The sequence below is a fragment of the Bacteroidales bacterium genome, from assembly GCA_029210725.1.
Lineage (GTDB): Bacteria > Bacteroidota > Bacteroidia > Bacteroidales.
This window is the reverse complement of the sequence record JARGFM010000035.1, coordinates 1-14,344: the sequence shown is the minus strand read 5'-3', so window position 1 is coordinate 14,344 and position 14,344 is coordinate 1. Positions and strand designations below refer to the sequence as shown.

Below are 14,344 nucleotides of genomic sequence, written 5' to 3'. Positions count from 1 at the left end.
TTTTAACCTGTTGATGCAGAAGCGTATACGTACAGTTCTGATTATCAGCTCCAACTACGATTTTTTTATGCTGGAGGAGGATGGGCGCATCGATGAGCAGATTTTCAATGAGTATGTCTCCCTGAACCTCCGGTACCCGCCGGTGTTTGTAAAGGCCGGCAGTGCTGCAGAAGCCTTCCGGAAGCTGGAGGAGGAGGATATTGATCTGGTGATCGAAATGCTGAACCTGGGAGCGGACGATGCCTTTACCCTGGCCAGGAGAATCAAGAAGAAGTACGAGAAGATCCCCATTGTAGTACTGACCCACTTTAACCGGGAGGTAAGTCTGCGCCTGCATGCGGAAGATTTGTCGGCCATCGATTATGTGTTCTGCTGGCTGGGCAATGCCGACCTGCTTCTGGCCATTATCAAGCTGATCGAGGATAAGATGAATGCTCCCCACGATATTGAGCAGGTGGGGGTGCAGTGCATCATCCTGGTCGAGGATTCTATTCGTTACACCTCCACCTATCTGCCCGAGCTTTATAAGATCGTGATGCAGCAATCGCGCAACTTCGTTAAGGAGGCCCTCAATGAGCACCAGAAGATGCTGCGCATGCGCGGACGGCCCAAGATTCTGCTGGCCAAGACTTACGATGAAGCCATGGGCCTTTATCAGCGTTACAAAGAAAATCTGCTGGGGGTGATCAGCGATGTGAGTTTTAAAAAGGGCGATTCGCGGGATAAGGAACAAAAGCTGGGGATCAGGCTGGTTCAGCAAATGCGTATGGAAGATCCCAACCTGCCCGCTCTGATGCAGTCGTCCGATCTCTCCAATGCCCCACTGGCCCGGGAAATGGGGGTGGGTTTCATGCACAAGTACTCCAAATCGCTGTCCCTGGAGCTGCGAAATTTCATCATTCAGAATTTTGCCTTCGGGCCCTTTATCTTCCGGAACCCGGAAACCCGGGAAGAGGTGGCCCGGGCGGTGGATCTGCAGGCCCTGCAAAAAAAGATCCGGGATGTTCCCGACGAGGTGCTTTCCTATCATGCGGCCCGGAACGATTTTTCCAAGTGGCTCAATGCCAGGGCTATCTTTCCGGTTGCACAGCTCTTTAAGTACGTCCGGGAGGATGACTTTCCAAACAAGGAGGATTTCCGTGGCTACCTGTATGAAGCGATCTCCAGTTACCGGATCAGCAAGGGGCGGGGGATTATCGCCCAGTTTGACAAGAACAGTCACGACTCCTACCGCACCTTTTCGCGCATCGGCCAGGAGTCGATCGGCGGAAAGGCACGCGGACTGGCCTTCATCAATTCGGTTATCGATAAATACAACCTCTACAACAAGTTTCCCAGCGTTTTGATCCGGGTCCCCAGGACCGTGGTGCTGAGCACCGATGTGTTCGATGAGTTCATGGAGACCAATGACCTTTACCGCATCGGGATTTCGGACCGTTCCGATGAGGAGATCCTGCAGCGCTTTGTGGAGGCCAAGCTACCGGGCTGGTTGCACCAGGATCTGTATACCGTTATATCGGTGACCGAGGTCCCCCTGGCCGTTCGCTCATCCAGTAAGCTGGAAGACTCCCATTATCAGCCTTTTGCTGGAATATACTCCACCTACATGATCCCGGTGAACAAGGAGAATCCGGCCAATACCATGGAGCTGCTGACCAGTGCCATTAAGTCGGTCTATGCCTCGGTCTACTTTAAGGAGAGCAAGGCTTATATCGAAGCCACCTCCAATGTCATCGATGAGGAAAAGATGGGCATTGTCCTGCAGGAGGTCTGCGGAACCATGCATGGCAGCTGTTACTACCCCACCATTTCGGGGGTGGCCCGGTCCATCAATTTTTATCCCATTGACCCCGAGAAGGCAAAAGACGGAATTATCAAGGTGGCTTTCGGACTGGGCAAATATATTGTGGACGGGGGCGTGAGTCTCCGTTTTTCTCCCGCCTTCCCCAAAAAAATTCTGCAGCTCTCCTCCAGCAAAATGATGCTGCGCGATACCCAGAAACTGTATTATGCCCTGAATCTGAAAGAGGAGAGCTATCATGTTTCCACCGACGATGCGGTAAACCTGGTCCGGCATAAAATTGAGGATGCGGTTGGAGATCCGGCTTTCAGGCATGTGGCTTCGGTATACGATTATGAGTCGGATGTTGTGCGGGACGGACTCAACTACGAGGGCAAGAAGATCGTGACCTTTTCCGGGATCCTGCAACACGACCTTTTCCCCCTGGCCGATATTGTCAGGGAACTGCTCCGGATCGGGGAGCAGGAGATGAACCTGCCCATCGAGATTGAATTTGCCGTGGATATGGATGTGCCCAGGGGCAGCCCCTACCTCTTTAATTTTTTGCAGATCAGGCCCATTGTGGAGAGCGACCAGTCGTCCGATATCGATATGGATGTGGTACAGCCGGGGGAGACCATCCTCTGGTCCCGGTCGGCCCTGGGAAACGGGGAGTTTTTCGGTATCAGGGACCTTGTTTACGTGAAGCCCGATGCATTTAATGCCGCAGCCAGCAAGGAGATTGCCGGAGTTATGGAGAAGCTGAATGATGGCTTCAGGGAGAGCAGGACGGGCTATGTGCTGGTCGGGCCGGGACGCTGGGGCTCCTCCGATCCCTGGCTGGGCATCCCGGTGAAGTGGTCGCAGATCTCCGCGGCACGTATTATTGTGGAATCGGGACTGGAGCATTTCCGGATCGATCCCTCCCAGGGAACCCACTTTTTTCAGAACCTCACCTCCTTCCGGGTAGGCTATATGACCATCAATCCCTTTATCGGGGACGGCGCCTACGACACTGTTTTCCTCGACCAGATGGAGGCCGTATACGAAGATGAACATGTGCGGCATGTGCGTTTCGACCGACCCCTGGAAATCCTCATCGACGGTAAAACCCATCGCGGCGCGGTCATGAAACCATAATTATCTTAATTTCGTATTTCTTAACCACCTATGAGCCGATGTTTATGAAGCCGGAAGACGGAACAAAACGCATATACCTGTCCGCCCCGCATATGTCCGGGAGGGAGCAAAGGTATCTTGAAGAAGCCTTTGAACAGAACTGGATCGCCCCCCTGGGACCCAATGTGGATGGATTCGAAAAAGCGGTTGCCGCTTACTGCGGGGTCAAAGATGCTGCCGCACTCAGTTCGGGAACAGCTGCCATTCACCTGGCGCTGATAATTCTGGGAGTTCAGCCGGGAGATGAAGTGATTGCTTCCTCTTTTACATTTTCAGGTACCGTAAACCCCATTGCCTACATGGGGGCCACCCCGGTTTTTATCGACAGTGAGGAGGAAAGCTGGAACATGGACCCTCATCTGCTGGAGGAGGCCGTGAAGGACAGAATTAAGAAAGGTAAGCGGGTGAAGGCCATTATCCCGGTGCATTTGTATGGGATGCCTGCGAATATGAAGGAGATTCTCTCCATTGCAGAACAGTACGGGATCCCGGTGATTGAGGATGCTGCAGAGGCCCTGGGCAGCCGCTTCACGGAGAAGGCGGCCGGCTCTTTTGGACGGATTGGTATTCTCTCTTTTAATGGAAATAAAATACTCAGCACCTCGGGAGGCGGCATGCTGCTTTCAGACGATAGGGAACTCACATCAAAAGCCAGGTTCCTGGCCACCCAGGCGAGGGACAGCGCCTCGTTCTACCTGCACAGCCAGATCGGTTATAACTACCGGATGAGCAATCTGCTGGCCGGTGTTGGACGCGGACAAATGGAAGTACTTGACCAGCGGGTAAAGCAAAGAAGAGATATGCATTTCTTCTACCGGGAGCATCTGGAACGGGTGGAAGGAATCACCTTCCTGAAGGAACCCGGGGAGGCTTATTTCTCAAATTTCTGGCTGACCACCATTCTGATGGATCCCGGTAAGACAGGGATCAGCCACAGCCAGCTGATGGAAGAACTGGAGAGGCACAACATTGAATCCAGGCACTTATGGAATCCCATGCATCTGCAGCCTGTTTTTGCCGGTTCTCCGGCTTATGTAAACGGAACGGCAGAGCGTCTTTTTAAACAGGGGCTCTGCCTTCCTTCAGGATCCAATATGACCCGGGAGGACCGCAGCAGGGTGCTGGAGGTTCTGCAGCGGGTGTTTCGCTTATAGTCAGGGTCGTTTATAGTTTTTGTTGAGAACTTGCTTAAACAAAATGTTCAGGCAGGTGTTTAATAGAAAATGTAAAATCCTTAAGTACTTGATCTAAAAAACTATAAAAATGAATAAGCGTGAATTTCTTAGAACTTCGGCCATCCTTGGTGCCGGAACCCTGATTGCCCCGACCCTGAGTTCCTCCTGTTCGAACAGTATGGCGCAGGCCGGCGCCACAGCCTCTCTGGTGGCCCAAAGTGAGGACGGGACCTTTCTGCAGCCCGATCTGGGTTATGACTTTAATGCCCTGGAGCCCCATGTGGATGCCATGACCATGGAGGTTCACTACGGGAAGCACCATGCAGGCTATACCTCTAAGTTCAATGATGCCCTGGTGCATGCAGACTTACATTCCACCGATATTTATAAGATATTCGCCTCCGTTTCCAGCTATGGGAACGCGGTCAGAAATAACGGAGGCGGGTATTTCAACCATAACCTGTACTGGAAATTTATGTCCCCCGATGGTGGTGGTGAACCCGTCGGAGCGCTGGCTGAAGCCCTTGCTGCAGACTTTGGTTCCTTTGCAGAGTTTAAGGACCTGTTCTCAGCCACCGCGGCCAGCCATTTTGGCTCGGGATGGGGATGGCTCCTGCTCGATGCAAATGGCAAGCTGGTGGTAAGCTCTCTTCCCAACCAGGACAATCCCCTGATGGATGTTTCGCCGGTACAGGGTACTCCGCTGCTGAACATTGATGTCTGGGAGCACGCCTACTACCTCAGGTACCAGAACATGCGCAATAGTTACATCGAGGCCTACTGGAACATCATCGACTGGGGTTTTGTGTCAGCCCTGTACGAGGAAGCTCTTAGTGAATAAGCATTATTTTCCTTTGCTGCGTTTGTCCGCCTGTCCGCATCCGGCAGATATAGATTCCGGAAGGATGCCTTTGGCAGTCCCAGCTGACAAGGTGACTTCCGGCGGAAAGATAGTGGTTTGTTAAAACAGCTGCCAGGCTACCGTGGCTATCCAGAATTTCGATGAGAACCTGTCCCGGCTGATACATTTTAAACGGGATAAATGTTCTGTGACTGGCGGGATTGGGATAGCAGGCATCGAGACCAAAGTGTTTTTCCCGGATGTTCAGGCAGGGATCGCCAAAAGCTGCATAGTCGCAATGCTCATCAACCAGATGCCAGAGCTCTTCGCTGTGCCCGCCGTAATCCTTCTGAAGGTATCTGGTCTTCAGGGGATACCTGGTAAAGGAACTCAGGTTTCTTAAAGTGGCCCCGGATGCCGGATCCCACTCATAGATGGGAATATTGGCGGGATTGAAGGTGGAGATGCGCCCATGTTCACGGGCCAGGTGGAACAGTCCGAAATTTCCGGGTTCATGTCCTCCGATCCAGTGACCGATAATGTCCACGTAGAACGGATTCAGTCCAAAGAGAATGTAATTGCACATGTAATCCTTTGCCAGGCCCTCGTTGGGCCCGTCTATAAAATCACCATCCCTTCCATAGATTCCTTCAACAATATGGAGTCCGGCTTTTGTGACCGCATTGTTATCCAGACATCTGGAGGCCCAGGTTTCCATCCATAGCCCCCCGGACTGCCCGGGCCTGTCCCACCGGGGAATCCCCTGGGACAAATGCCTGTGGTAGTTGGACTCAATGATGCTGAAAGCACCGTCCTGAACATCCGCGCTGTTCACATTCAGGGGCTCGCCCCAATAGCCGCAGTGTCGCTGGTAGTTTTTCACAATGGTTCCCTGCAGGTTCTTGGCGCACAGGGTAAGCCCCGTGGAGTGCGTTTTAAGCTTGGCAATGTTCAGGAGCCAGGTATCGGGTGCATTAACCGGCCAGATATGGGGCAAACGCCTGAAGAAAATTCCCTCCTCCATATCCGACCAGGTAATCTGGGCGGGATTCAGCTCGTTAAAGGGCGTCTCAATACATTGCAGGTCGATGCCTGTTTCTTGTGCCATGGCATTGAATCCCCCGTCCTCCAGGTCATCCGGACAGTTTACCTCCCTGTTATGCACCTGTGATGCTTCAATGCTGAGTTCCCTGATGCTTTCAATGATCCCTTCTGTGAAATGAGCATCTGTAACGATCCCCGTGGATCCTTCAATGGTATATTGTTCATGCCATCGAAAGCGGCAGGTGAGGTTCGGTTTTAGGACGATCCGGTGGGTGAGGGGTACTCCGCGACCGGGATCATCGGTGAGTCCGAATACCGATCTGCCAAAACGTAAGCCCGCATCCTGGATGGCTGCAGCATTGGTTTTTTTTTCCACCTCTGTCCTCATGATAAATACTGCATCCGGGTGATCGTGGATAAAGGGGTGTACTCCAAGCAAATAATCATCTGCGGCAGCTGGCAGGCTCCATGCTCCAAGAGGCTCGATCATCAATCCGGATCCGGTGACCAGGGCGGACCTGATAAAGCTTCTCCTGTTCAGTTTTGTCATTTCCCGGGCCATTGGTTTTACTGCAGGCTCCTGCCAATAAACCTGCTGTTAATCATACGTTCCGGGCTTGTGTAATCTCCACAGAAACTCCAATTTTACAGGATCATAATGAGGGTGTCTTGCCTGTCAGGTTTTGATGCCCCTTTATGTTTAAAGCGGGATTTTTCCATGATTATTATTTCCGAAACGCCTGTTATGTCAGCTGCCTGTACGTGTTTGAGAAGCAAATAAAAACAGCAGTGTTTTAACAGGCCTGAGGTACATTTTATAACACACTTACTAAATAATAAACTGCTATGAACGTAGATACCATCATGAATGACCTGGTTAAAAGGCACCCGGGAGAGGTGGAATACCACCAGGCTGTTCGCGAAGTTCTTGAATCCATCGAAGAGGTTTACAATGAAAATCCCCATTTCCGTTCGGCCAATATTGTGGACCGGATTATTGAGCCCGACCGGGTCATGGTGTTTAAGGTACCCTGGGCCGACGATCAGGGCATGGTCCATGTGAACCTGGGTTACCGGATCCAGTTTAACAATGCCATTGGTCCCTATAAGGGCGGGCTTCGTTTTCACCCCAGTGTGAACCTGAGCATCCTGAAGTTCCTGGGTTTTGAACAGATCTTTAAGAACAGTCTCACCTCCCTTCCGATGGGAGGGGCCAAGGGAGGCTCCGATTTTGATCCCAAGGGGAAATCCAATGCGGAGATCATGCGTTTTTGCCAGGCCTTTATGATGGAGCTATGGAACAACATTGGTCCGGATACCGATGTTCCTGCCGGTGACATTGGTGTGGGTGGCCGGGAGATCGGTTACCTGTACGGCATGTACCGCAAGCTGGCCAGGGAGAATACAGGAGTGCTGACCGGCAAGGGAATTAACTGGGGCGGATCGCTGATCAGGCCCGAGGCCACCGGTTTCGGATGTGTCTATTTTGCCAAGGAGATGCTGGCTACTATAGGGGAGACTTTCAAGGGAAAACGTGTGGCCATCTCGGGTTTCGGGAATGTGGCCTGGGGAGCTGCCCTGAAGGTGACCGAGCTGGGAGGAAAGGTGGTGACTCTTTCGGGTCCCGACGGATATATCTACGACCCCGAGGGAGTATCGGCCGAAAAGATCGACTATATGCTGGAGCTCCGGGCCTCCAACGAGGATATTGTGGCCCCCTATGCCCTGGAGTTTGACAGTGCGCAATTTGTACAGGGCAGGCGCCCCTGGGAGGTGGAGGTGGACATTGCCATTCCCTGCGCCACTCAGAACGAACTGAACCAGGAGGATGCGGAACAGCTGATTGCCCATGGATGTATCTGTGTCTGCGAGGGAGCCAATATGCCCTGCACCCCCGAGGCCATCGAAAAACTGCAGGAGAAGCGGATTCTCTATGCTCCCGGGAAAGCGGCCAATGCCGGCGGAGTGGCCACGAGCGGACTGGAGATGGCACAGAACTCCATGAAAATTAACTGGAGCCGTGCCGAGGTCGACGATCGCCTGCACCATATCATGACCAATATCCATGAGAATTGTGTGAAATACGGAACCAGCGGAGACGGCTATGTGGACTATGTGAGGGGTGCCAATATAGCCGGTTTCCTGAAAGTGGCCGATGCCATGGTCGACCAGGGGCTGATTTAGCGGCAAGAATAGTGATCATTTAGCATTGTCTTTATGGAATAGTCTGGGGATTAACCGCATTTTTTTTAAGTCCGTAATGCGTTATATTTGTACAACCTGAAAATATTTTGTTATGAGATGGTTTTTATATGTATGTATGATGCTCATCTTTACAGGGTGTCAAAAGAATCAAGATGATATGAATAAGATTTATGTAAAATATGGGGGCGGTACTGAATTTGCAGGCACTTATATCGAACAAGTCGCCGGTTTGAAAATTTATTTCGGACATCAATCAGTGGGGAATAACATTATTAGTGGGATTACCCAGTGGGAGGATGAAACAGGAGTCCAGCTTTCGAAAGTTGAGTCAAAAGATCCCGCATTGAATGTCGAAATATCCCTTGTACACTTTAAGGTTGGCAGTAATTCAGATCCTCATTCAAAAATCGATGATTTTGTCAGCCTTGTGGCCCAGATTCCTGATGAGGGAAATCCTGTGGCATTCTTCAAGTTGTGTTATGTGGATATTACGCCGGACACAGATGTTGATAAGGTATATGGCTATTATAAGGAGAAGATGCTTTATCTGATTGAAATGTATCCAAACATAAGGTTTATGGCCTGCACCGTTCCATATATGGGTTTACAGAAGGGAATGAAAGCAATAGCCAAAAGAATGCTGGGCCGGCAGTCAACCGGCCATCTTGGCAATATCAAGAGGGAAGAATTTAACAAAAATCTCCTGAATGACTTTCAGGGTGTTATACCAGTATTTGATCTGGGCGGAATTGAATCCACCCTACCCGACGGATCTAAGGCGACCTATAACTTCAAAGGAAGTGATTATCCTTATATGCCGGATATCTATACCTATGACCTTGGACACCTGACCGAATTGGGGTCGAAGACACTTTCATACAATCTGCTGGCTTTTCTGGCCGAAGAGTTTAAATAGGTAAAACTCCCGGCATCTGACATTCATCAAGGAAAAGATACCGTTCATCCAAAGATTTCTTTGATTTTCCCAGGCCCGGACCCACGTTTCTGTGGATCCGGGTTTTCTGTGGATTTATTATCCTTGCTACTCAATGCAATTCCTGTCTTGGTCAAATCGATGTAACCTGACCCGAACTTATACGTATTTTAAACCAGCGATAATAACACGATGTAGTAATTAATAAAAAGCTGAATATCAATTACTTAGTCTTCAACTAATAATTATAGATGAACATGGATGAAATAAAAAAGGAATTGTTTGCCTACGTAAAAGAGAATACTTTTAAGGAAACAGACTCACTTGAGTCTGATACAAAAATATTCGTAGAGGGCATTTTTGATTCGATGGGCTTTGCTTTGTTGCTTGATTTTCTGGAGACCAAATTTCAGATTACAGCCGAAGACAGCGACCTGGTGGAGGAGAATTTTGAGTCGATCGATGCCATAGCAGATTTTATTACGAAGAAGAACCCTGCACTGGCTTAATCCCGGCATATAATACCTTATGTGTGGTATTTCAAGAATATACAGTCCTAAGGCAGCGTCGGTCTCTCCCGCTGCGGTCAGGAATATGCTCCAGCAGATCCAGTATAGAGGACCTGATGAATCGGGGATCTATATCGGGCAGGGAGTGGGCCTGGGAAGTGTCCGCCTGAGTATTATCGACCTGGCCCAGGGGCAACAGCCCATGAGTGACGAAGCCGGGGAGTTCTGGATTGTCTTCAACGGAGAGATTTTCAATTACATTGAGCTGAGAGAGGAGCTGATTCGTTTGGGTTACCACTTCAGGACCACCAGCGATACGGAGGTCCTTCTGCTCCTGTTTAAACATTACAGTGAAAAGTGCCTGGAAAAGCTGAACGGTCAGTTTGCCTTTGCCATCTGGGATACCCGGAAGAAGGAGCTGTTCCTGGGACGCGACCGGGTGGGGATCCGGCCGCTTTTCTATTACAGGGAGGGAGCCGACTTTGTGTTTGGCTCCGAGATCAAATGCCTGATGGAGTCCGGACTGGTAAAGGCCGAACCCGATCCCGAATCGCTGAACCGGGTATTTACCTTCTGGTCCATTCCTTCACCGGGAACTATGTTCAAAGGGGTTAAAGAGCTTCCTCCGGGCCATTATATGGTGGTCAGGGAGCATGATACGGAGATCCGGCCCTTCTGGGAACTCAGGTTCCGGGGGGATCCGGGAGCAGGGGGAAGCGTTTCCCTCTCCGACAGCATGGAGGAGTTTGAAGCCCTGATCAGTGATTCTGTGAGGCTCAGGCTCCGGGCCGATGTACCGGTGGCTGCCTACCTGAGCGGGGGCATTGACTCCAGCGCCACCACCTGGCTGATCAAGCAGATCGAACCGGGGGTGCTGAATACCTTTTCCCTGGGATTTGAATCGGCCGAATTTGATGAGACCTCCTTCCAGCAAAAGGTGGCCCGGCAGCTGGAAACCACCCACCACTCCATCACCTGCAAAGACAGTGATGTTGCTGATAACTTTTCACAGGTACTCTGGCACACGGAGATCCCCATTCTCCGGACCGGTGCGGTTCCCATGTACCTGCTTTCCGGTCTGGTGAACGAGCATGGAATCAAAGTGGTGATCACCGGGGAAGGTGCAGATGAATTCCTGGGAGGGTATAATATTTTTAAAGAAGCCATTATACGTGAGTTCTGGTCCAGGGAACCCTCCTCGAAGATCAGGCCGCTGCTGCTGCAAAAGCTTTATCCTTACCTGGCGCAGTTCCAGGGCAGGAACAGTACCCTGCAGAAAATGTTTTTTGGTCATGCTCTTGCGGAAACCGGCTCGCCCGTGTATTCCCACCTGATTCGCTGGAACAATTCAAAGCATATCAGGGAGCATCTCAGCAAAGAGTTCCTGAATGGTTCGCCGGATCCGGTCGATTCTTTTATTTCCTCTCTTCCGGAAGGTTTTGGAGAGCTGGATCTGCTCAGCCGGGCCCAGTGGATCGAATCGACGCTCTTTTTGTCGGGCTACCTGCTTTCGTCCCAGGGCGACCGTATGGGGATGGCCCATTCGGTGGAGGGACGCTATCCCTTCCTGGACCACCGGGTGATTGAGTTTGCCACCAGGCTTCCCTGGAATCACAAGATCAGGGGACTGAACGAGAAGTATTTAATGAAAAAGCTGATGGATGGCCGCTTGCCCGGCGAGGTGGTTCACCGTCCCAAGCAGGCCTACCGGGCCCCGGTGGCTTCCAGTCTGACCTCCTCCAGGGCTCCCGGATACCTGAGGGAGGTGGTGACACCCGGGATGCTCCGGAAGTTCGGCATTTTTAATCCCGCTTCGGTGGAGAAATTGCTGGGAAAAATGGAAGAAGGTAAGACCGTTACCGAGAATGAGAATATGGCCGTGGCCGGCATCCTCTCCACTCAGATCCTGATGGATATGTTTGTCTCGGGGAATAAGCCTTACCGTGAAACGGAGATGCGTGTAAAGTGTCCCGTCAGCTATGATAAATTTTTAAAAAAATAATAAAATGAGTAAAGCCAAATTTAGTCGCGATATCCTGAAAATCCAGGATATGGAAACATTGATTGCTAAACTGACTACACGGATCCGGGAGGATATAAGCACCAGGCATAAAAGATTTGGTGCGGTGATCGGATTAAGCGGAGGAATCGATTCGTCGGTATGTATGGCACTGACGGCCAGGGCCATTGGTCCGGAAAAAATGCTGGGCGTGATGATGCCGGAAAAGGACAGTAGTCCCGAGAGTGAAGAGCTGGCCAGGGAGCTGGCCGGCAAGTTCGGAGTGAAGGTGATCAGGGAAGTAATTACCGGTGCGCTGGACGGATTTGGCTGCTATGCACGGCGCAACCAGGCGGTCAAGGATATCGTGCCTGAGTACGATCCGGCCACCTACAAGATGAAGATAGGGATCAAACACGAAGGAAAAGGATTCAAATTACCTCCCCTGTTTCACCTGACTGTGGTGAGACCCGATGGATCAGTGATTGTTAAACGTTTGCCATCCCCGCAGATGAGAACCATCATTGCGGCTTCCAACTTTAAGCAACGTGCCCGGATGTCGCTGGTCTATTTTCATGCAGAAAATCTGCACTATGCCGTGGTAGGCACTCCCAACAAGCACGAGGTGGACCAGGGTTTCTTTGTGAAGTTTGGGGATGGAGGAGGGGATCTCTTCCCCATTGGGCGGCTTTATAAGACCCAGGTTTACCAGATCGCAGAATATCTGGGGGTTCCGAAGGGAATCATCGGGCGCACCCCCACCACCGACACTTACAGTGCCGAGCAGACCCAGGAGGAATTTTTCTACGAGTTTCCCCACGATGTCATGGACCTGCTGTGGTATGCCCACGAAAACAAGTACGATCCGGCCGAGGTGGGAGAGGTTATGGGGATGACCGCCGAAGAGATCGAACGGAACTACAGGAATTTCGAGCGCAGGACAGAGACCACGGAATACCTGAGAACTCCGCCTATCAACGACTATATTTTTATCTGAAAACCACACTGAACCATGAATGTATACGACTACCTGCTGGGAGAATCGGGATTTCTTTATAAGAAGTTCCTGCTGGGAAATAAGGAGGAGATAACCTATTCGGAGCTCTATGGTGATTCGCTAAGGCTGGCGAGGTACATCCGGGAGACTTACGGGGAGGAAAATAATATCCTGCTGGTGGCTCCCAATTCCATATTTTTCCTGGTGGCCTACCTGGCCATCATGAAATCGGGGAATGTTTGTGTTCCGCTGAACCCCTCCATTGAGGAGAACAACCTCCGGTACATCGTGGACCTCTGTGAAGCAAAAGTTGCCTTTGTGGGTCCCGGCCTGAGCAGCGACCCCAGGTGGGAAATGCTTGAAATGGTATATGATGCAGTTCCGGAAGTCGGGAAGGGAAAGAACGACGTGATTCTGAACATGTTTAACGCGAACTCCTTTGATCCGGACCGCCTGGCCGAGATTATCTTTACCTCGGGCTCTACCGGCGAACCCAAGGGGGTGATGATCACCCACCGGAATATCATTGCCAATACCGATTCGATTATCGAGTACCTGAAGCTTACCGGCGATGATGTGATTGAAATTGTCCTTCCCTTTTACTACTGCTACGGACTCTCCCTGCTGCACACGCACCTGAAGGTGGGAGGCAGCGTGGTTTTCAACAACAACTTTTTGTTCCTGGGTGCGGTGATCGATGATCTGAAAAAGTATAAATGCACCGGATTTGCCGGGGTGCCCAGCCATTTCCAGGTCCTTCTGCGCAAGTCAAAGTCGTTCAAGACCGAGCGCTTTCCCGATCTCAGGTATGTGACCCAGGCCGGGGGAAAGCTGCACAAAGTGTTTATCAGTGAGTTTCTGGAGAGCCTGCCCGATATCACTTTTTATGTGATGTACGGTCAGACCGAAGCCACTGCCAGGCTGTCATACATGCCTCCGGAATACCTGGTGGAGAAGCTGGGTTCGCTGGGCAAAGCCATTCCCGGGGTAAGCCTCGACCTGGTGGATGAACATGGAAACCCCGTGCTGGAACCGGGGGTTGTCGGTGAACTGGTGGCCCGGGGCGATAATATCATGAAGGGCTACCTGGGCGATGAGGAGGGGACCGCCGCCGCCCTGAAAGACGGATGGCTGCAGACGGGCGATCTGGCCTACCGGGACGCTGATGGCTTTTTCTTCCATACGGCCCGGCTCAAGGAGATTATTAAAGTCGGCGGATGCCGGATCAGTCCCAAGGAGATCGAAGAGGTGATTGTGACCATCCCCGGGGTGGTGGACTGTTCGGTCACCGGCATCTACGATGAGATTCTTGGAGAAGCCCTGAAGGCGGAGGTGGTGGTGGCCGATCCCCATGATCCCAATATGGCGGAACAGGCCTTTAAAAAGCTGTGCGGGGAAAAACTGGCCATGGAGAAGGTTCCCCAGGTGTTTGAGTTCACCTCCAGGATGAAAATCGCACCCACCGGCAAGAAGGTCAAAACCTTGAATTCCGTCTGATCTGCGGCCTTCGAAAATTTAGTGTGTAAATGAACGGATCACCGGCTGCTTAGCAGGTAGTTCCGGAATTCCAGGTAGTCGTTGGGGAGGGGCACAGACAATTTCTCTTGTTTTCGTCATCGGGACACCCTGGTGAGTTGCACGTGATCAACTCTACTTCTCAAGCCTGAACAGACCCAGTGCT

Annotated in this window: 10 protein-coding genes; 9 read left to right on the top strand and 1 reads right to left on the bottom strand. The window is 51.3% G+C overall.

The genetic code is table 11. From position 1 onward, the window contains the following. The first annotated feature begins 13 nt into the window (after nt 1-13). The 3 genes from P1P86_14645 to P1P86_14635 all read left to right on the top strand — a co-directional run bounded on the left by P1P86_14645 (nt 14) and on the right by P1P86_14635 (nt 4,975). Nucleotides 14-2,920, top strand: coding sequence for a PEP/pyruvate-binding domain-containing protein (locus tag P1P86_14645; protein ID MDF1576424.1), 2,907 nt, complete (start codon nt 14-16; stop codon nt 2,918-2,920). A 44-nt stretch (nt 2,921-2,964) separates the two neighbouring features. Continuing rightward, nucleotides 2,965-4,113, top strand: coding sequence for an aminotransferase class I/II-fold pyridoxal phosphate-dependent enzyme (locus P1P86_14640; protein ID MDF1576423.1), 1,149 nt, complete (start codon nt 2,965-2,967; stop codon nt 4,111-4,113). 109 nt (nt 4,114-4,222) lie between these two features. Continuing rightward, a complete protein-coding gene (locus P1P86_14635) occupies nt 4,223-4,975 on the top strand; it encodes a superoxide dismutase (protein ID MDF1576422.1) in 753 nt (250 codons plus the stop codon). On the opposite strand, the gene P1P86_14630 is transcribed toward P1P86_14635, so the two are convergent. Continuing rightward, nucleotides 4,965-6,569 (bottom strand): DUF362 domain-containing protein, encoded by a 1,605-nt coding sequence (locus P1P86_14630; protein MDF1576421.1) that lies wholly within the window; start codon nt 6,567-6,569, stop codon nt 4,965-4,967. The two genes, P1P86_14635 and P1P86_14630, sit on opposite strands and share 11 nt — an antisense overlap. A gap of 296 nt (nt 6,570-6,865) precedes the next feature. Here P1P86_14630 and gdhA point away from each other — a divergent pair, with 296 nt between their 5' ends. The 6 genes from gdhA to P1P86_14600 all read left to right on the top strand — a co-directional run bounded on the left by gdhA (nt 6,866) and on the right by P1P86_14600 (nt 14,160). Further along, the gene (gdhA, locus tag P1P86_14625; GenBank protein MDF1576420.1) at nt 6,866-8,203 is read left to right on the top strand and encodes an NADP-specific glutamate dehydrogenase; all 1,338 of its coding nucleotides are present in this window, start codon (nt 6,866-6,868) and stop codon (nt 8,201-8,203) included. A gap of 178 nt (nt 8,204-8,381) precedes the next feature. After that, nucleotides 8,382-9,140 carry a hypothetical protein gene (locus tag P1P86_14620; GenBank protein MDF1576419.1) on the top strand — a complete coding sequence of 253 codons (759 nt, stop codon included), beginning with the start codon at nt 8,382-8,384 and terminating at the stop codon, nt 9,138-9,140. Nucleotides 9,141-9,415: 275 nt separating this feature from the next. Then, entirely contained in the window at nt 9,416-9,667 is a 252-nt protein-coding gene (locus tag P1P86_14615; protein MDF1576418.1) for an acyl carrier protein, read from the top strand. Between the two features lie 19 nt (nt 9,668-9,686). Continuing rightward, on the top strand, nt 9,687-11,669 hold the full coding sequence (gene asnB / locus P1P86_14610) for an asparagine synthase (glutamine-hydrolyzing) (GenBank protein MDF1576417.1): 1,983 nt from the start codon (nt 9,687-9,689) through the stop codon (nt 11,667-11,669). Nucleotides 11,670-11,673: 4 nt separating this feature from the next. Beyond that, nucleotides 11,674-12,663 carry an NAD(+) synthase gene (nadE, locus tag P1P86_14605; GenBank protein ID MDF1576416.1) on the top strand — a complete coding sequence of 330 codons (990 nt, stop codon included), beginning with the start codon at nt 11,674-11,676 and terminating at the stop codon, nt 12,661-12,663. A 15-nt stretch (nt 12,664-12,678) separates the two neighbouring features. Then, nucleotides 12,679-14,160 (top strand): AMP-binding protein, encoded by a 1,482-nt coding sequence (locus P1P86_14600; GenBank protein ID MDF1576415.1) that lies wholly within the window; start codon nt 12,679-12,681, stop codon nt 14,158-14,160. Nucleotides 14,161-14,344 lie beyond the last annotated feature (184 nt).